The sequence below is a fragment of the Nonomuraea coxensis DSM 45129 genome (assembly GCF_019397265.1).
Taxonomy (GTDB): Bacteria; Actinomycetota; Actinomycetes; order Streptosporangiales; family Streptosporangiaceae; genus Nonomuraea; species Nonomuraea coxensis.
On sequence record NZ_CP068985.1, the window covers coordinates 696477 to 719173 of the forward strand.

General features: G+C 71.8%; 26 protein-coding genes. 12 read left to right on the plus strand and 14 right to left on the minus strand.

All coding sequences use genetic code 11. The annotated features are described in order from the left end of the window. Positions 1 to 26 precede the first annotated feature (26 nt). From Nocox_RS03610 to Nocox_RS03625, 4 genes are all read left to right on the plus strand, one after another. On the plus strand, positions 27 to 3005 hold the full coding sequence (locus Nocox_RS03610; RefSeq protein ID WP_033409846.1) for an ATP-binding protein: 2979 nt from the start codon (positions 27 to 29) through the stop codon (positions 3003 to 3005). Between the two features lie 72 nt (positions 3006 to 3077). Continuing rightward, positions 3078 to 4307: a MurT ligase domain-containing protein gene (locus tag Nocox_RS03615; protein ID WP_026214645.1), complete on the plus strand. Its 1230-nt coding sequence runs from the start codon at positions 3078 to 3080 to the stop codon at positions 4305 to 4307. Then, a complete protein-coding gene (locus tag Nocox_RS03620) occupies positions 4297 to 5010 on the plus strand; it encodes a type 1 glutamine amidotransferase (RefSeq protein ID WP_020544693.1) in 714 nt (237 codons plus the stop codon). Before Nocox_RS03615 ends, Nocox_RS03620 begins: the two co-directional genes overlap by 11 nt. A 52-nt stretch (positions 5011 to 5062) precedes the next feature. Continuing rightward, on the plus strand, positions 5063 to 6013 hold the full coding sequence (locus tag Nocox_RS03625) for a YihY/virulence factor BrkB family protein (RefSeq protein ID WP_246649737.1): 951 nt from the start codon (positions 5063 to 5065) through the stop codon (positions 6011 to 6013). On the opposite strand, the gene Nocox_RS03630 is transcribed toward Nocox_RS03625, so the two are convergent. Continuing rightward, positions 6007 to 6369 carry a DsrE family protein gene (locus Nocox_RS03630; RefSeq protein WP_026214643.1) on the minus strand — a complete coding sequence of 121 codons (363 nt, stop codon included), beginning with the start codon at positions 6367 to 6369 and terminating at the stop codon, positions 6007 to 6009. The genes Nocox_RS03625 and Nocox_RS03630 overlap by 7 nt on opposite strands. A gap of 70 nt (positions 6370 to 6439) precedes the next feature. Between Nocox_RS03630 and Nocox_RS03635 the strand changes: the two genes are divergently transcribed. Both Nocox_RS03635 and Nocox_RS03640 read left to right on the plus strand, forming a co-directional pair. Continuing rightward, on the plus strand, positions 6440 to 6928 hold the full coding sequence (locus Nocox_RS03635; RefSeq protein ID WP_026214642.1) for a heme-binding beta-barrel domain-containing protein: 489 nt from the start codon (positions 6440 to 6442) through the stop codon (positions 6926 to 6928). Beyond that, the gene (locus Nocox_RS03640) at positions 6925 to 7221 is read left to right on the plus strand and encodes a DUF2470 domain-containing protein (RefSeq protein WP_020544689.1); all 297 of its coding nucleotides are present in this window, start codon (positions 6925 to 6927) and stop codon (positions 7219 to 7221) included. The genes Nocox_RS03635 and Nocox_RS03640 overlap by 4 nt, the downstream gene beginning before the upstream one ends. A gap of 51 nt (positions 7222 to 7272) precedes the next feature. On the opposite strand, the gene Nocox_RS03645 is transcribed toward Nocox_RS03640, so the two are convergent. Next, entirely contained in the window at positions 7273 to 7956 is a 684-nt protein-coding gene (locus Nocox_RS03645; protein ID WP_026214641.1) for a DUF899 domain-containing protein, read from the minus strand. A 361-nt stretch (positions 7957 to 8317) separates the two neighbouring features. Here Nocox_RS03645 and Nocox_RS03650 point away from each other — a divergent pair, with 361 nt between their 5' ends. Together Nocox_RS03650 and ygfZ are read left to right on the plus strand one after the other, a co-directional pair. Next, positions 8318 to 8731, plus strand: a complete 414-nt coding sequence (locus Nocox_RS03650; RefSeq protein ID WP_020544687.1) for a Fur family transcriptional regulator — start codon at positions 8318 to 8320, stop codon at positions 8729 to 8731. 10 nt (positions 8732 to 8741) lie between these two features. Continuing rightward, on the plus strand, positions 8742 to 9680 hold the full coding sequence (gene ygfZ / locus Nocox_RS03655) for a CAF17-like 4Fe-4S cluster assembly/insertion protein YgfZ (protein ID WP_020544686.1): 939 nt from the start codon (positions 8742 to 8744) through the stop codon (positions 9678 to 9680). 9 nt (positions 9681 to 9689) lie between these two features. Here the strand turns inward: ygfZ and dtd are convergent, their stop codons facing one another. Then, positions 9690 to 10115: a D-aminoacyl-tRNA deacylase gene (gene dtd, locus Nocox_RS03660; protein ID WP_026214640.1), complete on the minus strand. Its 426-nt coding sequence runs from the start codon at positions 10113 to 10115 to the stop codon at positions 9690 to 9692. Positions 10116 to 10187: 72 nt separating this feature from the next. Here dtd and Nocox_RS03665 point away from each other — a divergent pair, with 72 nt between their 5' ends. Further along, on the plus strand, positions 10188 to 11084 hold the full coding sequence (locus tag Nocox_RS03665) for an asparaginase (RefSeq protein ID WP_246649738.1): 897 nt from the start codon (positions 10188 to 10190) through the stop codon (positions 11082 to 11084). Between the two features lie 2 nt (positions 11085 to 11086). Here Nocox_RS03665 and Nocox_RS03670 read toward each other — a convergent pair whose 3' ends face one another. After that, positions 11087 to 12697: a DUF2207 domain-containing protein gene (locus Nocox_RS03670; protein WP_020544683.1), complete on the minus strand. Its 1611-nt coding sequence runs from the start codon at positions 12695 to 12697 to the stop codon at positions 11087 to 11089. A gap of 27 nt (positions 12698 to 12724) precedes the next feature. Further along, complete coding sequence (locus tag Nocox_RS03675; RefSeq protein WP_020544682.1) at positions 12725 to 13813, minus strand: FAD-dependent monooxygenase; 1089 nt, start codon at positions 13811 to 13813, stop codon at positions 12725 to 12727. Positions 13814 to 13921: 108 nt separating this feature from the next. On the opposite strand from Nocox_RS03675, the gene Nocox_RS03680 reads away from it, so the two are divergent. Further along, positions 13922 to 14890 (plus strand): TetR/AcrR family transcriptional regulator, encoded by a 969-nt coding sequence (locus Nocox_RS03680; RefSeq protein WP_020544681.1) that lies wholly within the window; start codon positions 13922 to 13924, stop codon positions 14888 to 14890. 12 nt (positions 14891 to 14902) lie between these two features. On the opposite strand, the gene Nocox_RS03685 is transcribed toward Nocox_RS03680, so the two are convergent. Further along, positions 14903 to 16045: an ABC transporter substrate-binding protein gene (locus tag Nocox_RS03685; protein WP_020544680.1), complete on the minus strand. Its 1143-nt coding sequence runs from the start codon at positions 16043 to 16045 to the stop codon at positions 14903 to 14905. Further along, the gene (locus Nocox_RS03690; protein WP_020544679.1) at positions 16042 to 16578 is read right to left on the minus strand and encodes a SigE family RNA polymerase sigma factor; all 537 of its coding nucleotides are present in this window, start codon (positions 16576 to 16578) and stop codon (positions 16042 to 16044) included. The genes Nocox_RS03685 and Nocox_RS03690 overlap by 4 nt, the downstream gene beginning before the upstream one ends. A gap of 280 nt (positions 16579 to 16858) precedes the next feature. On the opposite strand from Nocox_RS03690, the gene Nocox_RS03695 reads away from it, so the two are divergent. Beyond that, entirely contained in the window at positions 16859 to 17065 is a 207-nt protein-coding gene (locus tag Nocox_RS03695; RefSeq protein WP_020544678.1) for a cold-shock protein, read from the plus strand. 55 nt (positions 17066 to 17120) lie between these two features. Here the strand turns inward: Nocox_RS03695 and Nocox_RS03700 are convergent, their stop codons facing one another. After that, entirely contained in the window at positions 17121 to 17531 is a 411-nt protein-coding gene (locus Nocox_RS03700) for a helix-turn-helix domain-containing protein (protein ID WP_084685749.1), read from the minus strand. 434 nt (positions 17532 to 17965) lie between these two features. Continuing rightward, complete coding sequence (locus Nocox_RS03705; protein WP_051112634.1) at positions 17966 to 18973, minus strand: GlxA family transcriptional regulator; 1008 nt, start codon at positions 18971 to 18973, stop codon at positions 17966 to 17968. 95 nt (positions 18974 to 19068) lie between these two features. Here Nocox_RS03705 and Nocox_RS03710 point away from each other — a divergent pair, with 95 nt between their 5' ends. Further along, on the plus strand, positions 19069 to 19893 hold the full coding sequence (locus Nocox_RS03710) for a dienelactone hydrolase family protein (protein WP_033409842.1): 825 nt from the start codon (positions 19069 to 19071) through the stop codon (positions 19891 to 19893). Here Nocox_RS03710 and Nocox_RS03715 read toward each other — a convergent pair. From Nocox_RS03715 to Nocox_RS03735, 5 genes are all read right to left on the minus strand, one after another. Beyond that, positions 19878 to 20243 carry a DUF2516 family protein gene (locus Nocox_RS03715; protein WP_020544674.1) on the minus strand — a complete coding sequence of 122 codons (366 nt, stop codon included), beginning with the start codon at positions 20241 to 20243 and terminating at the stop codon, positions 19878 to 19880. The two genes, Nocox_RS03710 and Nocox_RS03715, sit on opposite strands and share 16 nt — an antisense overlap. Positions 20244 to 20398: 155 nt before the next feature. Then, positions 20399 to 20830, minus strand: a complete 432-nt coding sequence (locus Nocox_RS03720; RefSeq protein WP_020544673.1) for a hypothetical protein — start codon at positions 20828 to 20830, stop codon at positions 20399 to 20401. Positions 20831 to 20833: 3 nt separating this feature from the next. After that, the gene (locus tag Nocox_RS03725; protein WP_020544672.1) at positions 20834 to 21325 is read right to left on the minus strand and encodes a helix-turn-helix domain-containing protein; all 492 of its coding nucleotides are present in this window, start codon (positions 21323 to 21325) and stop codon (positions 20834 to 20836) included. A gap of 60 nt (positions 21326 to 21385) precedes the next feature. Next, positions 21386 to 22291, minus strand: a complete 906-nt coding sequence (locus Nocox_RS03730) for a M56 family metallopeptidase (protein WP_020544671.1) — start codon at positions 22289 to 22291, stop codon at positions 21386 to 21388. After that, positions 22288 to 22644 (minus strand): BlaI/MecI/CopY family transcriptional regulator, encoded by a 357-nt coding sequence (locus Nocox_RS03735; protein WP_020544670.1) that lies wholly within the window; start codon positions 22642 to 22644, stop codon positions 22288 to 22290. The genes Nocox_RS03730 and Nocox_RS03735 overlap by 4 nt, the downstream gene beginning before the upstream one ends. Positions 22645 to 22697: the final 53 nt, after the last annotated feature.

The window sequence follows — 22697 nt, forward strand, 5'->3', positions numbered from 1 at the left end:
GGCGAAGAACCGTCTCTGGGGGATTGATGTTGCAGCCGAGCGTCTCGCTGAGCGGGCCCTGGTATCGGATCCAGTCGATCGCCGCGCCCTCGCGAAGCTCGTCGGCGGAATGGGATTTCGTCACCGTGCTGCCCGCCGTGCTGTCGGCGGCGCAGCGCGACCGGCCGTTCGTCATCGGATGGCTGTCACGCGGATCCGGCGCGCCGCTCGAACTCATCACCAACGCGGGCCCGCTGTCGCCGCCGCGCCAGCCGCGCCGCGCCACCGACGTGCCCGACCGGCCGAGGGGGCCGCAGCCGCTGCTGTTCCCCGGCGGGGCACGCGGCGTCCAGCTCTCCGACGAGTACCTGGCCGACCTGGCGGACCTCGTGTGGGCGCCCTGCCCGGGGCGGCAGGCGCCGCCGCTGGGCGGCCGCGAACGCCACGCCGACCACGACGAGCTGACCCGGCCCACGCTGTTCGAGGCGACCCTGGTCACGCTGATGTCGCGGCCGTTCGCCTGGCTCGTCGTGGCCGAGCCGACCGACCTGCTGGACGCCGAGGTGGCCCACCTGCGCACCCAGCTCAACGTGCTGCGCCAGTACGGCGACGCCTCCGAGCGTTCCCGGTTCGACGCCGAGCGGGCCGAGCGGCGTATGCAGGAGCTCGACGCCTTCCGCGAGGCCGGGCTGTGGAACGTGCGCGTGCTGGCCGGCGCCGCCACCGCCGACGAGCTGCGGCAGCTCGCGCCCGTGCTGGTCGGGTCCGTGGAGATGAGCCACCACCCGTACCGGCTGCGGAGCTCGCACGGGGCCGCGTACCCGCTGGCTGAGGCGCTGGCCGTCACCCTCCAGGACCCGGCCGACGGGGCCGCCGCGCCGTTCGCCGCGACGGCGGGGGCGCTCGCCGCGCTGGCCGGGCTGCCCCGCCGCGAGGTGCCCGGCGTCCGCGTGCTCGACTCGGGCTTCTTCGACGTGACGTCCGAGGCCGACGGGGGCGAACTGGAGCTCGGCGAGATCCTCGACGGGCAGGACCGCGCCGTCGGCTCGTTCCGGGTGCCGCTCGCCACGCTCAACCGGCACGCCTTCGTCACCGGCGCGACCGGCTCCGGCAAGTCGCAGACCGTACGGCACCTGCTGGAGCAGCTCAGCAGGGCCCGCATCCCGTGGCTCGCGATCGAGCCGGCCAAGTCCGAGTACGCCGCCATGGCCGGCCGCGTGGACGAGCCGGTCACCGTGATCAACCCGTCCGCGCCCGAGGGCGTGCCGTTCAGCGTCAACCCGCTCGAACCCGAGCCCGGCTATCCCGTCCAGGCCCACATCGACATGATCAGGGCGCTGTTCATGGCGGCCTTCGACGCCGAGGAGCCGTTCCCGCAGATCATGTCGCTGGCGCTGCAGCGCGTCTACGAGGCCACCGGCTGGGACGTCGTCACCGGCGGCGCGGTCCCCGGCTCCAGCGTCCCGCCCAGCGTCCCCACCCTCGAACAGCTCCAGCAGCACGCCATGGACGTCATCAAGGAGATCGGCTACGGCCGCGAGGTCCAGGCCGACGTCGAGGGCTTCATCTCGCTGCGGCTGCGCTCGCTGCGCGTCGGCTCGGCCGGGCGCTTCTTCGAGGGCGGCCACCCCGCCGACGTCGGCGGCCTGCTGGAGCGCAACGTCGTGCTCGCCATCGAGGACGTCGCCAACGACGAGGACAAGGCGTTCCTCATGGGCACGCTGATCATCAGGATCGTCGAGCACCTGCGGATGCGGGCGCGCAAGGAGAGGTCCCACGAGCTGCGGCATGTCATCGTCATCGAGGAGGCGCACCGGCTGCTGCGCGACCGCGGGCAGGGGCGGGCCTCCACGCACGCGGTCGAGCTGCTGGCGGGGATGCTGGCCGAGATCAGGGCGTACGGCGAGGGCATCGTCGTCGCCGAGCAGATCCCGTCCAAGCTCGTCTCCGACGTGGTCAAGAACACCGCGCTCAAGGTCGTGCACCGGCTGCCCGCCGAGGACGACAGGAAGCTCGTCGGCGCGGCCATGAACCTCAGCGAGGAGCAGTCACGCCACGTCGTGTCGCTCCAGCCGGGCTCGGCCGCGGTCTTCGCCGACGGCATGGACCGGCCGCTGCGGGTGCGCGTGCCGCTCGGCGAGTCCAGGGAGAAGGTCCTGCCGGGGCCGCCGCCGCCCATCCGCGGCCGCCGTTCCGCCGCCTGCGGCGCGCAGTGCCGCGGCGGGCAGGCGTGCACGCTGGTCGAGCTGCGCGAGGCGGACGTGCTCGCCGACGCGCCCGAATGGGCGTGGCTGCGCATCTGGTGCGACACGGTCGTGCTCGCCTTCGTCAGCAACCGGCCGCTGCCGGGCGTGCCGCGCGTCCTCGCCGCCGCCTGGGGAGACCTGCCGGCGCGGCGGCGCGAGTGCCTGCTGGCGACCCTCGTCGAACGGTCGGTGCAGCGGCGGGCCTGGTCGCTGCGGAGCTGGTTCGACCCCTCGCTGCTGACCGAGAAGGCGGCGGAGAAGGCCACCCGGCTGCTCGCGGGCCTGGAGGGCGGCGGCGAGCGGCCCGGGGCGTCGTGGGTGATCCCGCAGGTGCGGTGGCTGCACGAGGTGGACCGGCTCTTCCCGCACGGGCAGTCCGCCCCCGACCTGCGCAGCCCCGCCCCGCCCATGGAGTACGCCCTGTTCCGCCCGCCCCACACCGCTTCCGCAGTCAACGGGTCGCCGGACCGCGCGCACACGGAGCTGCTCGGCCACCGCGCCAAGGCGCTGCGCCACCACCCGCTGTCGATGGAGGTGGACCGCAACCGGGCGCTGGCCTGGCGGGTCATCCTCGGCGACGACGAGAACGAGGCCGTGCAGCGCGACATCACGACCGTCGCCATCGGCATCGAGGCGTCGGCCAGGATCAGGCACGTCGGGCAGACGATGGGGGCGGGGTGGCTGGAGGGCGTGCTGTCCTGGCCCCGGCGCTTCGTCCTCCCCTTCGACGGGAGCGGCGCCCCCGAACTCAGCTTCCCCACCCCGGCCCCGGCTCTCTGACCGGGGGGTGGATCGGCACGTTTTCGTGTGTGTAACGAGAGTAGGGCCCGAGCGCGACTAGGATTCATGGACATGACCCAGCTTCCTCTGCGGGCTCAGCTCGCCAGCGCCCTGGGCCGCAGTGCCGCCACGCTGTCCAGGATGACCGGGCGCGGTGACGGCTCTGTGATCGGGGGCCGGGTCGGCCTGATGCTGGAGCCCGATCTCCTGCGCAAGCTGGCCCGCGACCGAAAGCTGGCCCTGGTCAGCGCCACGAACGGCAAGACCACCACCACCCGCCTGATCGTCTCGGCCCTGCTCGACCTCGGCGAGGTCGCCACCAACGCCTTCGGCGCCAACATGCCGGCCGGTCACGTCTCGGCGCTGTCGCAGCACAAGCACGCCCCCTACGGCGTGCTGGAGGTGGACGAGAAATACCTGCCCGAGGTGCTCGACACCACCGGCGCGAGCGTGGTCTGCCTGATGAACCTCAGCCGCGACCAGATGGACCGCGCGGCCGAGATCTGGCTGCTGGCGCAGAAGTGGCGGCGCGCGCTGTCGGGCAAGCCCACGCACGTCATCGCCAACTGCGACGACCCGCTCGTCACCTGGGGCGCCTCGACGGCCGCCTCGGTCACCTGGGTCGCCGGCGGCCAGCGCTGGAAGGAGGACTCCTGGTGCTGCCCCGAGTGCGGCGGCCCGCTCGACCGCAAGGACTCCTTCTGGGCCTGCCGTGAGTGCACCTTCCACCGTCCCGAGCCGCACTGGGTGCTCGACGACGACCAGGCGATCGACCCGCGCGGGCAGCGCTGGCTGCTCGACATCCAGCTTCCCGGCTCGGCCAACCGCTCCAACGCGGTGATGGCGCTCGCGGTGGCGGAGACGTTCGGGGTGCCGGTGGACCGGGCGCTGCCGCGGCTGCGCGAGGTCACCTCGGTGGCCGGCCGCTACACGATGGTCGAGCGCGACGGCCGGCACGCGCGGCTGCTGCTGGCGAAGAACCCGGCGGGCTGGCTGGAGGCGTTCGACGTCGCCGACCCGCAACTGCCGATCATCCTGTCGGTCAACGCCCAGGGCCCCGACGGGCGCGACACGTCGTGGCTGTGGGACGTCGACTACCGCATCCTGCGCGGCCGTCCGGTGTTCGTGACCGGTGAGCGCCGGCTCGACCTCGCGCTCCGGCTCGACGTGGCGGACGTGCCGTTCACGCTGTGCGGCTCGTTCACCGAGGCGCTGGCCATGCAGCCGCCCGGCCGGGTCGACGTCATCGCCAACTACACCGCCTTCCAGCAGATCCGATCGGAGTTCGGTCGTGCCGTCTGACAGCGTCCTGCGCATCGTCTGGATCTATCCCGACCTGCTGAGCACCTACGGCGACCAGGGCAACGTCCTGGTGCTGGAGCAGCGCGCCCGGCGGCGGGGCATCGAGACCGAGACGATCCACGTGCGCTCGTCCGACCCGGTGCCGGAGAGCGGCGACATCTACCTCATCGGCGGCGGCGAGGACCGCCCGCAGATCCTGGCCGCCCAGCGCCTGCGTAAGGACGGCGGCCTGCAGCGCGCTCTCGCCGGCGGGGCGTCGATGCTGGCGGTGTGCGCCGGCTACCAGATCATGGGCAGCACGTTCGGCGGCGAGGAGGGGCAGCCGGTCGACGGCATCGGCCTGCTCGACATCGCGAGCGCGCGCGGCCCGGCCCGCGCGGTGGGCGAGCTGGTCGCCGAGGTGGACGCGGCGCTCGGCCTGCCCACGCTGACCGGGTTCGAGAACCACATGGGCGTCACGCGCCTCGGCCCCGGCGTCCGGCCGCTGTCGCGCACGGTCAAGGGCATCGGCAACGGCGACGGCTACGAGGGCTGCTACGCGGGCCACGTGGTCGGCACCTACCTGCACGGTCCCGCGCTGGCCCGCAACCCGGCGCTCGCGGACCTGCTGCTGGGCTGGCGGGTGGGTCAGCTCGCCCCGCTCGACGACTCCCGTTACGAGGCGCTGCGCCAGGAACGCCTGGCCACGGTCCTCGCCGACTGATTCCCTGATGAATTCCGGCGAACCGGGTAGACGGTTCGCCGTGGGTTCAACGGTGACGGTCCCCCAGACCCGGACGATGAGCGGCGAGGAGCTGTCCGCCGACGACGCCTGGGCGACCTTGCGCAACTACGGCGGCTGGCAGCTCGTCCGCGACTCGCTGGTGCGGTTCCGCTACGGCGACGGCATGAGCCATGCCCGCGCGCTGGCCTTCCAGCTCTGCCTGGCCATCATCCCTGGCACGATCGCGCTGGTCGGTCTGAGCGAGGTGACCGACCACGGCCAGCTCGGCCGGGTGCTGGGCCTGACGCTGCGCGGCCTGGCGCCCGGAGGCGGGGCAGAGGCGGTCAAGGAGGCGCTGGAGGGCGGCAACCAGACCTCCGGCGCGCTCGCCCTGCTGCTGGGCCTCGGCACCACGCTGGTGGCGCTGGCGACCGCGATGGCGCAGTTCGAGCGCGGCGCCAACCGCATCTACGGCGTCGAGCGCGACCGGCCCTTCCCCCGCAAGTACGCGCGGGCGGCCGTGCTGGCGCTGACCTCCGGCGTCCTCATGATCACCGGGTTCACGGTCCTGGTGGGCGGCGGCGCGCTCGGCCACGCGCTCTCCGAGGTCTACGAATGGGGAGACGGGGCACGGGAGGCGTTCTCGCTCGTCCGCTGGCCGCTCGGCTTCCTGCTGGCGATGGTGAGCACGGTCACGCTGTTCCGGGCCTCGCCCCGGCGGCGGCAGCCGGGCCACACCTGGCTGGCCGTGGGCGCGCTGGTGGCGCTGGCCCTGTGGACGGTGTTCACGCTGGCGCTCGCGCTCTACACCGACAACAACAGCTCGTTCGGCGACACGTACGGGCCGCTGACCGCCGTCATGGCGCTGCTGCTGTGGTCGTTCCTCAGCTCGATCGCGCTCTTCCTGGGGATCGCGTTCGCGGCGCAACTGGAGGCGTGCCGGGCCGGCTGCGCCGAGCCGGCCCACCCCGATCCGCTGCCGGCTGGAACGGGCGCTCAGTAGACCAGGGCCTGCACGCCCTCCGCGGTCGCCTCTTCGACGAACGTCGGCGCGCCGGCGATGCGTACGCCGTCGATGACGTCGTCCACGGTGATCTCGCGGCGGGCGGCGCACTGCGTGCACAGCGTCACCCGGCCCGCGGCCAGCACGGCCGCGAGCAGGTCGGTGAGCGGCGCGGCGTGCGGGAGGTCGAACTCCGCGGCCCGCCCCGGCAGCGCGAACCACGACGACTCGCCGGTCAGCCACAGGGACACGGGGACACCGCTCGCCAGGGCGGCGGCCGCGACGTTGAACGCCTGGTTGCAGCGCTCGGGGGCGTCGGCCCCGGCGGTAACCTTGATCACCAGAGATCGTGCCATGTCCGCCACCCTAGCCCCGGCGAACGGGTCCCACGCGGCCACCCGCCCCCCGCCACTAGGCTTGGGGACCATGGAAGAACCTGAGGTGCACCCCGCCCTGGAGCCGATCGCGTTCCTGCTCGGCCGGTGGGAGGGCGCGGGCGTCGGCGGCTACCCGACGATCGAGAGCTTCAACTTCGGGCAGGAGATCGAGTTCGGCCACAACGGCAAGCCGTTCCTGACCTACGTCAGCCGCACCTGGCTGCTCGACCAGGACGGCAACCGGGTCCGGCCGCTGGCCACCGAGTCCGGCTACTGGCGGGCCCAGCCCGACCGCCAGCTTGAGGTGGTGCTCGCGCACCCGACCGGCGTCGTCGAGATCTACCTCGGCGAGGTCGTCTTCCACAAGATCGAGCTGCGCACCGACGTGGTCGCCCGCACCGCCAGCGCCAAGGAATACACCGCGGGCCACCGCCTCTACGGGCTGGTCAACGGCAACCTCATGTGGGCCTACGAGATGGCCGCGATGGGGCAGCCGCTGTCGGACCACATGTCGGCCGAGCTGAAGAAGGTCGCGTGAGCACGCCGTTCACCCCCGACGCGGTCGAGGCCATCAAGCGCCACATGAACGACGACCACGCCGGCGACTCGCTGCTCATCGTCCGGGCCCTCGCCGGCCGGCCGTCCGCGACCACGGCGGTGACCAGCGACGTCGACGCCGAGGCGATCGAGTTCACGATCGACGGCGGCGAGCGCGTCCGCGTGCCGTGGGGCGAGACGCTCACCGAGCGGGCCCAGGTGCGTAAGGCCGTGGTGACCCTCTACCGCCGCGCCTGCGCCGACCTGGGGGTCACGCCGCGCGGCGAGCACTGACGGCGGAGCCGGCGCTGCTCGCCGCCGGCGCCCCACTTCGGCCGTACGTGACTAGCCGGGGCCGTAGCGGGCGGCGATGTCCTCCGAGGAGGCCCAGCGGCTGTAGGCCGGCGACTGCGGCCAGCCTTCGGGGGAGTCCTGCCACTCCTCCTGCCGTCCGTACGGCAGCAGGTCGATCAGCGCGAAGGTGTGGGTGAGCTGCTCGCTGCCGCGCCCGTCGGTGTGCCAGGTGCGGTAGACGTCGTCGCCGTCGCGCAGGAACACGTTGACGGCGAAGCCGCCGCCGGGCGGGGCGCCCACGTCGGCGCCGAACGGGCTGTTCGCGGTGGAATACCAGGCCATGGCGTTGCCGACGCGCCGCTTGTAGGCGAGCGCCTCGTCGATGGGGCCCTGGGTGACGACGACGAACCTGGCGTCGTAGTCGTGGAGGAACTCCAGGCGGGTGAACTGCGCGGTGAACCCGGTGCAGCCCGGGCACTGCCATTCCTTGCCCGGGAACCACATGTGGTTGTAGACGATCAACTGCCGAGCGCCGTCGAAGACGTCCGGCAGCCGGACGGGGCCGTTCTCGCCGTCGAGGACGTAGTCGGGCAGCCGGACCATGGGCAGGCGGCGGCGCTGGGCGGCGATGGCGTCGAGCTCACGGGTGGCGGCCTTCTCGCGGACGCGCAGCGCGTCCAGCTCGCGCCGCCAGGTGGCGGCGTCGACGACGGGCGGCAAGGGGTTGGCGCTCATGGTCCCTCTCTCCATGGATGGGCGGTGCGCATCTATGGACCGGGATCGGGCGCGGAACTCATCGGGAAATGAAGAAGGGCCCCGGACATCACTCCGCCCGCTCGTGCGGCCGGGCCGGATGGACCACGGACGGGATGCGTTCGCTCCCGCCCTCCGGCTGTCAGGGGCCCCGGTGGTTGCCTCGAATTCGCGTCACGTCACGAGACCGAGACAGGCGTCCGCGACGTCAGCGGACAACCACCTCGCTAGCCCGACTATGACTAACCATTATTCGGACCACCTCCTTTCCGCGTACCCACGAAGTTATGTGGTGGTTCGCGCGGGAGGCAAATGAATATCACCGGGCCGTAGACTCGGGAGCATGACCGAGACGCAGTGGCACGAGGAACTCCGTGCGAAGGGCTACCGGGTCACGCCGCAGCGTCAGCTCGTCCTCGAAGCGGTCAAGGATCTGGAGCACGCCACACCGGAGGAGATCTGCGTCAAGGTCCGTGAGACGGCTCGCGGGGTCAACATCTCGACCGTCTACCGGACGCTGGAGCTGCTGGAGGAGCTGGGGCTGGTCACCCACACGCATCTCGGGCACGGCGCGCCGACCTACCACTTGGCGGCCGAGGCCGACCACGTCCACCTGGTGTGCCGGGGCTGCGACCAGGTGCTGGAGGTGCGGCCCGAGCTGGCCGCGGGGCTGGTGAAGGCGCTGGACGACGAGCTGGGGTTCGTCGCCGACGTTCACCACCTGACCGTCTTCGGACGTTGCCGCGACTGCCGATAGCCTGGAAGGCATGCGTAGCCCTCTGCTCGACCTCCCCGGCGCGGTCGCCGCTGACGCGCCGGACTCCGACGTAGCCGCCCACTACGGCGACCTGTTCGCCGAGCAGCGCGCGCTGGCCAAGGGCGAGGCCGTCGTCGACCGCAGCAACCGCGAGGTGGTCCGGATCTCCGGCGCCGACCGGCTGAAATGGCTCAACGACCTGACCTCGCAGAAGCTCGACACGCTCAAACCGGGCGAGTGGACGCAGACGCTCGACCTCGACCTGCAAGGCCGCGTGCTGCACCACCTGACCCTGGTCGACGACGGCGAGAGCGTGCTGGCCCACGTCGAGCCGGGCACCGCGCAGAGCCTCGTCGACTACCTCGACCGCATGCGGTTCATGCTGCGGGTCGAGGTGTCGCGGGCCGACGACCTCGCCGTGCTCTCCACGGCCGACGCGGACGTCCTGGTGCCGCGCGCCGAGCTGCCCGAGCACCTGGGCAGGCCGCTGGCGGGGCTGTGGGCGTACGAGGCGCTGCGCATCGAGGCGCACCGGCCGCGGCTGGGCTTCGAGACCGACCACAAGACCATCCCGCACGAGGTGGGCTGGATCGGCGCGGCGGTCCACCTGAGCAAGGGCTGCTACCGCGGGCAGGAGACCGTGGCGCGGGTGCACAACCTCGGGCATCCGCCGCGCCGCCTGGTGTTCCTGCACCTCGACGGCAGCGTCGACACGCTGCCCGTGCACGGCGACCCGGTGATCTTCGAGAGCCAGGAGGTCGGCGTGGTCGGCTCGGCGGCCCGCCACCACGAGCTGGGCCCGATCGCGCTGGCCGTGGTCAAGCGCACGGTGCCGGTCGACGCGCCGCTGCTGGCGGGCGGGGTCGCGGCCGGCCAGGAGGTCGTGGTGCCGCCGGACGCCGGGCGCAACGTCTCCATCGACCCGTCGCTGCGCCGGCGGATCAGATGATCCAGGAGTTCAGAACTCCAGGACGAGGGTGATCGGGCCGTCGTTGACGAGCGAGACCTTCATGTCCGCGCCGAACACGCCCGTCTCCACGTGGGCGCCGAGCGCGCGCAGCTCCTCGACGACGGCGTCCACCAGGGGCTCGGCGACGGGCCCCGGGGCGGCGGCCTGCCAGGTGGGTCGCCGGCCCTTGCGCGCGTCGCCGTAGAGGGTGAACTGGCTGATCACCAGGAGCGGGGCGGCGACGTCGGAGCACGACTTCTCGCCGTGCAGGATCCGCAGGCCCCACAGCTTGGCGGCCAGCTTGGCCGCCTCGGCCCTGGTGTCGGTGTGCGTGACCCCGACGAGGACGAGCAGGCCGGGCTCGGCGATCTCGCCGACCGTCCGGCCCTCGACCTCCACGGACGCTGAACTCACTCGCTGCACCACTGCTCGCATGACATCTCATTCTGGACCAGGAAACACCCTCCGTAGACTCGTCCCGAAAGGGGTACGGATATGTCGTTGACCGTGGAAGTCGTCCGATCCGGGTTCGTGGAGTCCACGCATCAGGCCCGCATGCTGACCGTGGACGCCGAAGGCCGCCTGATCGAGACACAGGGCGCGGTGCACGTGCCCGCCTCGCCGCGGTCGTCGATGAAGCCGCTCCAGGCGCTCGGCATGCTGCGCGGCGGGCTGGCGCTGGAGGGCGAGCTGCTGGCGCTGGCCTGCGCCTCGCACTCGGGCGAGCCGTTCCACGCGGAGGGGGTACGCAAGATCCTCGCGGACGCCGGGCTGGAGGAGCAGGCGCTGCGGTGCCCCGAGGACCACCCGTTCGACCGGCGCTCGACCGAGTACGGCCGGGTCTTCATGAACTGCTCGGGCAAGCACGCCGCCATGCTGGCCACCTGCGCGGTCAACGACTGGCCGCTGACCACCTACCTGGAGCCGTCGCATCCGTTGCAGCGGGCGATCAGGGAGACCGTCGAGGAGCTCACCGGCGAGCGGGTGGCGGCCTCGGGCGTGGACGGCTGCGGGGCGCCGCTGTTCTTCGTGTCGATGCTGGGGGTGACGAAGGCGTTCCGCGCGTTCCCGAGGTCGTCGGCCGACTCGTACGAACGCAAGATCTTCGACGCGATGCGCGCCCACCCCGAGATGACGTCCGGCACCGACCGGCTTGAGGCGAAGCTCATGCGCGCGCTGCCCGGCCTGATGGTGAAGTCGGGCGCGGAGGGGTTCGACGCGTTCGCCTTCGAGGACGGCAGGGCGGGCACCGTCAAGATCGAGGACGGCTCGATGCGCGCCCGCGGGCCGGTCACGGTGGCGGCGCTGCGCTCGCTCGGCCTCGACGCCCCCGAGCTGGCCGAGCTGGCCGCCCCGCCGGTGCTCGGCGGGGGACGGCCGGTCGGCGAGGTACGGATCCGCTAGCCCTACAGGCTGCGGAACTGGCGGGTGGCGGAGATGGCGCCCGAGGTCGTCGTGCAGAACGTGCGCATCGAGCCGGCGAACTTCGACAGGTCCCACTCCGCGGGCCCGTGGTACCAGTAGAGGTTGTCGGCCTGGTGGCCGTTGCCGGTGACGGAGGCCACCACCCGCGACCAGTGCTCCACGCCGTCGAAGATCACCGCGTACGGCAGGTAGCGGGAGAACAGCTCCACCCGGTGCTGCTCCGGCACGTGGCCCAGCTCGCCGGAGAACAGATACTCGCGGAAGCCCAGGGTGTGCGCCAGCGCCGCCGAGCCCTTGGCGGTCTTGGCCGGCATGTACTGGCCGCCGATGGCGAGCGCGCCGCCCGCGATGATGACCGCGAGGCCGAGCAGCCCGTACGTGGTGAACCAGGCGAGTCCCGCCGTGGCGAGCACGCCGGCCACGATGAGGACGACGCCGATCGTCGTCCACCGGGTGCGCTCGGTGTCGGGGCGGCGGGCGAACCAGCCCTGCTTGACCACGTCGGCGTAGAGCGCGTCGCGGACCTTGCCCAGGTGCGTGGCGAACATCCCGGACAGTTGCGACAGCAGCACCGCGTCCCGGCCGTCGAAGATGGCGTCGTGGAGCGCCTTCTCGTAGGGCAGCAGGGCGTCGACCGGCGCGGTGGGCAGCCGTACGAGCAGCCAGTCGGGCGCGTCGTAGGTCTGGCGGGGCTGCTCGTCGATGCGTAGGTAGCCGCGGACGGCGAGGTCCACGATGGTGGCGGTGACGTCCACGACGTCGGCCTGCTCGTCCACGAGCGTGCCGATCTGGCCCGGACGGACCCCGTCCGGCGGGGAGAAGTGCCCGTTCTGTACGGGGTTGACCGCTCCCTGGTCGCTGCCCGCCACGCGGGCGTCGCGGCCCCGCGTCCAGTAGAGCAGGCCGATGCCGCCGAGCAGCAGCACCAGGAGGCCGGCCAGGGCGCCGCCGGTGACGGTGTTCAGCGTGAACGCCGACGCCAGCGAGAAGCGCCGCTCCAGGATCGGCGTGCCCGCGCTGGAGCCCGCCGGATAGCCGATGACGACGGTCAGGGCCTCGCCGGGCGCGAGGTTCTCCTGCTCGAAGTCGGCCTGGGCGGCGGTGTGGTCCATGGAGGCGGCGGTGCAGCCGACGGCCGAGGTGAGCTCGCCGGCGAAGCAGGAGAGGTTCTGGATCTGGCCGGGGCCCTGCACCTTGACGGTGGCCTTGGCGACCGGCTGGTTCCAGCCGCTCACCGCGAACCAGCGCAGCTCCTCCACGCCGCCCGAGGACATCACCGCGCCCTTGACGTCGTACTCGACGGTGCCGCTCGTCACGGTGAGCACGTCGCCGTCGTACGTGCCGCCCTTGACGTTCGTGATCCGGAAGAGGCGGTCGTTGCCGTCGTCGTACCGGGTGCGGGTGATGAACGTGCGCTTCAGCCCACTCGATCCCCCGCTGATCTTCTCGACCACGTGGAGGGTGCCGTCCTTGCCGAGGGTCATCGTGACGTCGTCCGTGATCCCGGCCGTCGCCGCGAGGGCGGCGGGGGCGGCGGTCAGCGTCAGAGCGGTGGCCCCCAGCGCGGCCAGCGTGAGTCTGATACCGGTCATGGCGGCAAATCGTAGCGGTTTGTCCCGTCAATCGAGAGTGATCGCGTTCGCGGCCCGCTGGATGCTCTCCGGGGCCGCGCCCTGACCGGGGTTCTCGGTGGCGAGCGCCTGGTTGGCCGCGACGAACGGGCGCAGCCGCCGCTCGTAGCGCTCGAACGCCCCGGACGGGCCGGCCGCGAGCTCCTCCGCCAGCACGTACGCCCCCACCATGGCGAGGCTGGTGCCCTGACCGGACAGCGGCGAGGCGCAGTAGCCCGCGTCGCCGACCAGCGTCACCCGGCCGGCCGACCAGCGCTCCATCACGACCTGCGCCATCGCGTCGAAGTAGAAGTCGTCGGCCTTGCCCATCGCGTCCAGCAGCCGGGGGACCTCCCAGCCGAGGCCGGCGCAGCGCTCCTGGACCAGCCGCTTCTGGGCGTCGAGGTCGCGGTGGTCGTAGGCGATCGGGCCGTCCTGGAAGCCGAGGTTCACGCGCATCGTGGTGGCGTCGCGGTCGCTGTAGACGACGCCGCCCACCTCGCCCTCGCGGAACCAGGTCTGCCAGTGGTCGAGGCCGAGGAAGTTGGGGGCGGTGAAGATGGAGACGTACGCGCCGAGGTGGCGGACATAGCGCTCCTCGGGGCCGAAGGCCAGACGGCGTACGTTGGAGTGCAGGCCGTCGGCGCCGACCACGTGGTCGTAGCGGGCGCGGCGGCCGCTCTCGAACGTGACGTCCACGCCGTCCGCGTCCTGGGCGAGGGCGGCGATCGAGTCGCCGTGGACGATGACGGGGTCGGCGGCGGCGAGGACCAGCGCGGTCAGGTCGTCGCGCATGATCTCGACGTCGGGGCTGTCGAACGCGCCGCCGCTCAGCGTGCCCTCGGTGCTGCGCATCAGCTCGGCGCCGGAGCCGTCCACCATCGACATGCCGCGCATCCGGGTGCGCAGGGCCCTGGCCCGCTCCAGGACGCCCATCCGGTCGGCGACCGTGAGCGCCGCGCCCCGGACGTCGATCGCCTGCCCGCCGGTGCGCGGGCCCGGGGCCCGCTCGACGATCTCCGCCTCGATGCCGTGCCGCCCCAGCCAGTAGGCCAGGACCGGACCGCCGACGCTCGCGCCCGAGACGAGCACCTTCATGATCAGCTCCCCCTTGTTGGTACGTTGTACGCGCCACTGAATGTACGGCGTACATACAGCAGCTCGCAACGCTAGGATGGGAGATCTGTACTAGGACAGGGAGGTGGGATGGACACTCCGCCCTACGCGCGCATCGCGGGCGAGATCAAGCGGCGGGTCGCCGACGGCAGGCTGCGTCCCGGCGACCGCGTGCCCTCCACCCGCCAGCTCGCCCGCGACTGGGACGTCGCCCTGGCCACCGCCGCCAAGGCCCTCGCGCTGCTGGCCCAGGAGGGAGTGGTGATCGCCGAGCCGAGGGTGGGCACGGTGGTCGCCGAGCAACGCGGCCCCGGCCGCCCGGCGAGCCGCCGTGGCATGCCCTTAGGGCCCTCAGGGGCCTCAGAAGTTTCAAGGTCCTCAGGGTCCTCCGGGCCGTCCGCTGTCCGCGAGCGCGTCGTGCGGGCGGCCGTCGAGCTCGCCGACGCCGACGGGCTCGACGAGCTGACCATGCGCGCGCTCGCGGACCGGCTGGGGATGGCCACGATGTCCCTCTACCGCCACGTCAGCGGCAAGGACGAGCTGGTCCTGCTCATGGTCGACGCGGTGGTCGACGACTACCCGTTGCCCCCGACGCGGCCCGCCGGCTGGCGCGAGGCACTGGAGACGAGCGCCCGCCTCCAGTGGGCGGCCTACCGGGCGCACCCCTGGATGGCCGGGGTCACCTCGCTGTACCGCCCGCTGCCCTCCGCCGGCCTGCTGAAGCACGCGGAGTGGGTGATGGACGCCCTGGCCGGCACCCGGCTCGACGCGGAGGCCAAGATGCACGTGCACATCCTGCTGCACAGCTTCGTGCAGGGCCTGGCCGCCAACATCGAGCAGGAACGGCGGGCCCGCGCCGCCACCGGCCTGTCGGACGAGGAGTGGATGCGCGCGCAGGAGGAGCGCCTGCGGGCGGTCAGCGAGTCGCCGGGATACACGGCCTTCGCCGCGTTCCTGGGGGAGCTGGGGGAGTTCGACCTCGATCTCGACCGGCTCTTCGCGTTCGGGCTGCGCCCCCTGCTCGACGGCCTGGCGGGGCAGATCGACCAGCGGGAGTGAGGCCCCCGGCCCTCACTTCGTCTTCGCGACCGAGGCCGCCGGGTCCGGCAGGCGGTCGAGCAGCCCCTGAGCGTGGGCGAGGGCGGCGATCCGCCTGAGATGCGCCAGATCCACCTTGCCGGGATAGGAGCCGAGCACGGCCTTCCCGCCCGCCCCCTCGGAGATCCTAGTGTATTGGGGCAGCCTGGTGTAGGTGGGCAGCACCGCGTGGGCGTGCTCCGGGTCGGCGGCGACCAGGCGTCGCGCCTTGCCCAGCGCGCGCAGGAAGGCCGCGAGCGTGCGGGGGTTACGGGCGATCCAGCGCTCGGTGGCGGTCATCCCCGACGTCTGCAGGTTCGCGAAGTCGCCGGTCATCGCGTCCGCCACGACCCGTATAAGCCCCTCCTGGCGTCCGGCCGTGACGAAGGGCTCGGCCAGCAGGGCGGCGTCGAACCGTCCCTGCTTCATCGCGCCGAGCATCTGGGGATACGTGGTCTCGGCCAGCACGACGTCCTTCCGCGTCAGCCCGGCCCGCTCCAGCAGGGCGGTCAGCGCGAGCAACGGGACCGTGCCGAACGTGGTGACCGCGATCCTCTTGCCCTTGAGGTCGGCGACCGTCCTGACCTTCGAGGTGGCGTTCACCACGAGCGCCAGCGTCCCTGGCGCGGCCTGGTGGGAGGCCGCCGCGATCCTGAGGTCCTTGCCCTGCTCGTTCGCCTCGAGAACCGTCGCGTAGTCGAGCTGGGCCAGATCCAGCAGGCCCTGCGCGAGCAACGGCGCCGCGGCCGCCGAACCGCTCACGAACACGGGGAGCACGTTCAGCCCTTCCTCCTCGAAATAGCCCATCCTCTGGGCCACGGGCAGGACCGCCGACTCCACCGTCGGCAGCATGCCGACCTTGATGGTCGGCCGTTCCAGGACCTCGGTGGGCCGCTCCGCGGGCTCGGTGGTGGGCCGCTCTACCGGGAGGGTGGGGCCGACCGCCGGCTGCCGTTCCGTGGGCAACGCCCGCACCCCGACGGTGGCGGCGAGCAACGTCACCACGACCGTCGCGGCGGCGGCGAACGCGATCCGGTTGCGCCTCCTGCGCTGGTACCGCTCCATCGCCCTGGCGCCCAGGTCACGCTGCGGCATCTCGTCGGCGATGCGGCCGAGCTGGTCTCCGAGCCAGGTCATCGGCGGGCCCCCTCGTTCCAGGCGGAGTCGTCGTTCATGGCGGGCAGGTGGGACGCCAGCTCGGGCGCGAGCGCGCGCAGCCGGGCCAGCGCGTGGTGCGCCTGGCTCTTGACGGTGCCGACCGAGCAGCCCAGCAGGCCGGCCACCTCGCGCTCGGTCCGGTCCTCGTAGAAGCGCAGCACCAGCACGGCGCGCTGCTTGGGCGTCAACCGCATGAGCGCCTGCCGCAGCACGATCCGAAGGACGGCGGAGTCCTCGCTGGAATGGGCGCGCTCGGGCAGTTCGGCGCTCGGCACCTCGCCGGAGCCGCGTCTTCGGCGCCAGGAGATGTACTGGTTCACCAGCGCCTTACGGGCGTAGGCGTCCAGATTGTCGATGTGGCGCAGCTTCGGCCAGCGTCCGAGCATGCGGACCAGCACGCTCTGCAGGAGGTCCTCCGCGAGATGGACCTCTCCGGTGAGCAGATAGCACAGGCGCAGCAGCGGGCGTTGGTGGGCATCCAGGAACGCCGTGAACGCGGCATCGCGATCCACCGTCTCTCCTCATGTCGGCACTGCCCCTCAAACGCCGCGGTGGCGGCAAAAGGTTGGCGGTGTCGTACGGCGACTGGTCGCGGGTCTTCTCCACGCATCGCGTGTGCTAGGCTTGAGCCAGTTGCAGTTGTGGTACCCATCATGAACATGTGTGCGCCTGACGCTATGTAGCCTCAGGCGCATTTTTGTTGCCGGTCTTCTCCGGGTGTGGGCCTATTTCAGCGACGCGAGATTCGCACAGTGCGGATGTCGGCTTTGCACCTACCAAGAGGAGATCATCATGGCTTCTGGCACCGTGAAGTGGTTCAACGCGGAAAAGGGCTTCGGCTTCATCGAGCAGGACGGCGGCGGCGCCGACGTCTTCGCCCACTACTCCAACATCGTCTCTCAGGGCGGCTACCGCGAGCTGCACGAGGGCCAGAAGGTGTCCTTCGACATCACCCAGGGCCAGAAGGGCCCGCAGGCCGAGAACATCGTGGCCGCCTGACCCGAGAGCGCCACACCAAGACCCGGCCAGCTTCACGCTGCCGGGTCTTCTTGCGTCATGGGTGCTGAGCTCCGGCGGAGCGGTCGCGCGCCTCGTTGATGCGCAGCGCCTCGGCGAGCTGATCCTCCAGGACGATGATCCGGCAGGCCGCTTCCACCGGCGTGCCCTGATCGACGAGTTCCCTGGCCCGCGCGGCCAGCCGTAGCTGGTAGCGGGAGTAGCGGCGGTGCCCGCCGCTGGAGCGTTTCGGCTCGATCAGTTTCGCGGTGCCCAGAGCCCGCAGGAACGCGGGGCTGACACCGAGCAGCTCCGCGGCCGTGCCCATGCTGTAGGCGGGGTAGTCCTCATTGTCGAACCGATCCTCGAACCGGTCCTCGGCGCCTGATCCAGCCCTGGGTCCTGCCGGGTCCGCGATCCTGCCCTGCGGGGGCCGGTCACCCTCGGCGGCCGAGCGACGTTGAACCATAGATTCCTTTCCAGCGCGCACAGGGGGCCCCGGCGCCTGTATGCGCCGGGGCCCCGAAGAGTTCAACACCATCTACCGGCCGTCCGGCCGGCTCACTGTTTTCCGCATCCGCCGCGCTGAGCGGCGGTGGTGCGGGGATCGCGGATGCGTGACCGTAGACCACCTTCCTATCTGTGGAACTGCGGTACCCGAGCGGCGAGACTCAGCCGGCAACGGGCGATCCTGATGGCGTTCAACACTCCCTTCATCTCTATCTTCCGGACCACTGTCCAACTTCACCTGTGGCAGCGCGTCCACGATCTGGGCCCCTTACTACTGCGCTGGCCCTTCACGTCCGACCTTCTGCCGTTCATCGTGCTCCGGGCAGTTCATCGTGGTGCCAATACTTCCGCTGCCCGGTCGAACCGTTCCTTGCGATACGAGAAACACTAGCCTCAGTGACCGCAAATGTCTACTGCGGCGAACACAGATTTTCGGCGCTCGTCACGGAAGGTCGCCCGGTAGTCCTGCGGGCGCCGCCCGGTGTGCCGGGCGAACAGGGCGGCGAAGGTCCCGGAGTCCCGGTAGCCGACCGCCGCGGCGATGCCGGCCACCGTGCGGTCGGTCGTCTCCAGGAGATGGCGGGCGCGGCGGACACGCGAGGACTGGAGATAGGCGAGCGGGCTCCGGCCGGTCTCTCCGGCGAAGCGCCGCAGCAGGGTCCTGGTGCTGACGTTGAACGTCCTCGCCAGCGCGGCCAGGTCGTACGGGGCCGCGAGGTTCTGGTCGAGCCACCGCATGACCCCGCGCGAGAACGCCGCCCCGGGCTGCGGAAGGAGCCGCGGGTCGACGTACGGGCTCTGGGATGACCGGGCGTCGTCGACGAGCGCCACCCGCGCGGTCGCCCGTGCCACGCGGGCGCCGCTGTGCTCGCGGATCAGGGCGAGCGCGAAGTCGTACATGGCGCTGAAGGCCGCCGTCGTCGTCACCCCGCCGTCGGTGACGACCAGGCGTTCGGCCCGGACCTCGGTGTCCGGGCAGCGCCGGGCCAGCTCGGGGGCGAGGAGCCAGGCCGTCGTGGCGCGGCGCCCGCGCAGCAGCCCGGCCTCGGCGAGCAGGAACGCGCCGGCGCAGATGGAGACCACGGCGTTGCCCGCCGCGGCGTGCGCGCGGATCGCGGCGACCTCGGGTGCGAGGGGCCTCAGCCGCGCGTCCACGTCGAGGCCAGGGCCGAGCTCGAATCCGGGCACCACGAGGACGTCGACCTCGCGTACCGGGCGGACGCCCAGCGTCGTGCCGCCCGAGGCGGCCACCCGGCTGCGCGGCGACATGACCGTCACCTCATAGCTCACCCCGTCGGGACCGCCGACGTGGGTGGCCATCGTCAGCAGGTCAGGGACGCCGAACACCTCGGAGGCGAAACATCCCGGATAGGCCAGGACCCCCACACGCAGCCCGCTCACGCTCGCCCTCCCCGGCACGACTGTGGCGAGATTACCCCTCTGCCTGGCGATCCGGCCGGTCGCCCCGGCCTGCCCGATCAGGACAGGCTGTCCGCATGAGCGAACACCGCGATGACCCCATGACGGATTTCCGGCGCGGCAGCGTGGAGGTGGAGGGGGTGGTGAAGACGGTGTGGGTCGCGGGCTCCGGGCCGGCCGTGGTGCTGATGCCGGAGATGCCGGGCATCAGCCCGGACGTCCTGCGCCTGGCGCGGTGGGTGCGGGACGCCGGCTTCACTGTTCACGTTCCGTCGCTGTTCGGCAGGGACGGCGCCTACCCCACGGTCGAGGACGGCGAGAAGGTCCTCCGCCGCGCGTGCGTGAGCGCGGAGTTCCGGGCGTTCGCCGGTGGCGGCACCAGCCCGGTCACGGCCTGGCTGCGCGGGCTCGCCCGGCAGGCCCACGCCGAGTGCGGAGGCCCGGGCGTCGGCGCGATCGGCCTGTGCTTCACCGGCAACTTCGCCCTCACCATGGCGCTGGAGCCGGCCGTCGTCGCGCCGGTGGTCAACCACCCGTCACTGCCGCTGGACGACCCCGGCGGGCTGGAGCTCAGCGACGCCGACGCCCGCGCGGTGCGGGAGCGCGTCAGGCGCGACGGGCTGAAGGTGCTCGCCTACCGCTTCGAGGGCGACCGCTGGTGCACCGGCCGGCGCTTCGCCGCCTACCAGGCGCTCCTGGGGGACGCCTTCGACGGCCGGGTCCTTCCCGGCGGCGCCGCCCACGGCGATCCGCCGCCGTTCTTCCGCGACGTGGTGGGAACCCCGCACAGCGTGGTCACCGCCCACCTCGTGGACGAGGAAGGACATCCGACGCTCCAGGCCAGGGACGAGATCCTCGCCTTCCTGACCGGCGCTCTCGGCGTGGGTCACCAGGGCCCGTAGGGGCCGTTGTTGCCGCCCCGGCCCATGCCCTTCACGGCCGGCTTGACGTCCACGATGTAGACGGCGGCCGCGATGACGGCCAGGATCGAGAAGATCCCGAGCCCGATGCCCATGAACTGGCTGCTGCCGAGGAAGAGGAAGGTGATGAGGTATTCGTAGGCGTTCGCGGCGGAGAACAGCGTGGCGAGCACCAGGATGAGCAGCCAGAGCGGCTTCTGGAGCTTGCCCGCCGCGAGGAACGCGTTGGCCGGCACCCGCAGCGCGTGCACGAGCGCGTAGACCGACATGCCGAAGATGACGGCGGCGAGCACCAGGAAGAGGAGGTTGAAGACTCCGTTGATCAGACTCATGTGTCGGCTCCGCCCAACGCCCGAGATGAAAAACCGTTCCCCAGCCTAATAGCCGCGACCGACAGCCGGGCACCCCGGAACGGAAAGGCCCGCCTCCGCGAGGCGGAGACGGGCCGTGCGACGGCCCGGGCACGACGGCCCGGGCGCGCGCGTGGTCAGGCCTTGGCGGCCTTGGTGGCGGCGCGGGGGCGGGCGGCCGGCTTCTTCGTCTCGACGGGCTTGGCGACGGGCGGCTCTGCGGCCTCCGACACCTCCTCCAGCTCAAGGGCGGCCGTGCCGCTGGCCTGGCTGACGACCTTGCGGCCGCGCGTGGCGAGGTCCTCGTAGACCTCGGTGGCGCGGTTGGTGAACTGGTCGGCGTACTCGCGGGCCCTGTCGGGGAACTCGCGGGCGACGGACTCGACCTTGTCGGCGTAGGCGCGGGTGCGCTCGGGGAGCTCGCGGGCGAGCTCGGAGCGCCGCGACTGGAGCTTCTGGAGCTGCTCGGGCAGCTCGCGCAGCTTCTCGACGGCGTAGTCGCCGACGCCGGCGACGACGTAGAACGGCTTGGAATCGGTGAGCTTCTTGACCTCGGTCGCGAGCGTCATGGGTTAACCTTCCTTGGTTTCCTGGGTGACGTTGCCGTTGCGTGAGGTCGCCGCGTAGGGCTCAAGCGCGGCGAGAAACTCCTCGGGCAGCGGCGCGTCGTCCTGCTCGGAGTCGGGGCGAGGGTGAGCGTTCTGGGAGGTCTGCTCGCCCTCGTCCGGATTCTCCTTGCGAAACGACTCGTAGATGTCGATCAGAACCTGGCGTTGCCGCTCGGTGAGACGCGGGTCGGCCCGGATCGCCGTGATCACATCGCTCGGCGGCTCCCGGTCCTCGATCAGGCCGGCCTGCACGTAGAGCGCCTGCGAGGAGATCCGCAGACCTTTGGCGATCTGGTTGAGGATCTCGGCGCTCGGCTTGCGCAGCCCCCGTTCGATCTGGCTGAGGTAGGGGTTGGAGACCCCGGCAGCCGCCGCGAGCTGGCGCAGGGAGATCTTCGCCTGCTGCCGCTGCTCGCGGATGTATTCACCGATCGAACCGACCTTGGGTAGTGCCATACCCATAGTCTGCCCCCCGCTGCTTGCAATTGCAAACGCGGTGGCTAACACCAGCAAGCATCAGAGCTGGTAGACCCACAGGGTGGGTGCGGCGGTGAGCAATGTCACAGCGAGCGTGAGATAACCGTAACGCACCGTCGCCGCGAGCTCGGGACCGGGCTTGACCAGGCGGTTCACCCGCGCCATGACGTTGTGGGCGTGGACGCCGAGCATGCCGTGCGGCGTCGGCATGGCCCCGGCCGAACCGAACCTGAGCAGCGCCGTGGCCAGCCGGCGCGGCGAGCAGTAGCGCCTGGCCCGGTCGTCGGCGGCCATCTCGATGAGCAGCTCGACCTGCGCCTGCGCGTCGGCCACGACCTTCGACCACGGCAGCGCCCTGCGCAGCGCGGCGAAGGGCAGCAGCACCAGGTCGTGGCGCTCGCGTACGTGCGCCGCCTCGTGCGCCAGCACGGCCGCGAGCTCGTCCTGCGACAGCAGCCGGCGCGCGCCCTCGCTGACCACGACCTGCGAGCGCAGCCCCGGCACGCAGTAGGCGGCGGCGCCCGGATGGTCGAGCACCCGCACGCCCGGGATCGCCGGGTCGTCGTGGGCGATGAGCGCCAGCAGCAGGCGGTGCCGCCGGCGCGCCCGCAGGGCCTGCACCCCGGCGGTGAGCAGCACCGCGACGAGCACGGCCAGCGCGGTGACGCCCGCGATCATGGCGAGCACGTGCAGCGCGTCCCACGGGGTGGCCGGGGTCTCCCCCCGCGCGAACGCGATGAGCCCCGGCAGCACGCCGAGGTCGTAGGGCTGGACCGCGTAGGCCAGCATCGCGCCGGTAGTCGCCAGCCCCCAGGCCACGCCCAGGGACTGCCAGAGGAAAATGGCCAGCCGCGGCGCACGCGAGGTCCAGCCGGCTCTGGTGAAACGCCAGGAGCCGACAGCGCACGCCGTAGCGAGCACCGCCAGCGCCGCTGCCGTGATCACTCTTCCTCCAGCTCCGTGAGGGCTCTGCGCAGGATCTCCGCCTCCGGGCCTGAGACGGCCTGGGCGAAGCGGGTCAGGGCGGCCGACCGGTCGCCCGTCATGCCCAAGGCTTCCAGCATAAGCTCGGCGATGTAGGCGTCGCGGCTTTCCGCCGGCTGATATCTCCAGGCGCGGCCGTCACGGGTGCGGTGCAGGAAGCCTTTGCGGGTGAGGCGGTCGAGCACGGTCATCACCGTGGTCGGCGCGAGGTCACGGTCGGCGATGAGCCTGCCGACCTCGCGGGCGGTCAGTGCGCCGTCCTCCGCCCACAGGATGTCCATGATGCTGCGCTCAAGCTCGCCAAGACCCTTCACGCCTTTCAGCCTAGCTCTACAAAGCGTCGAGCTGGCATTCGGGTGCCGGAAGT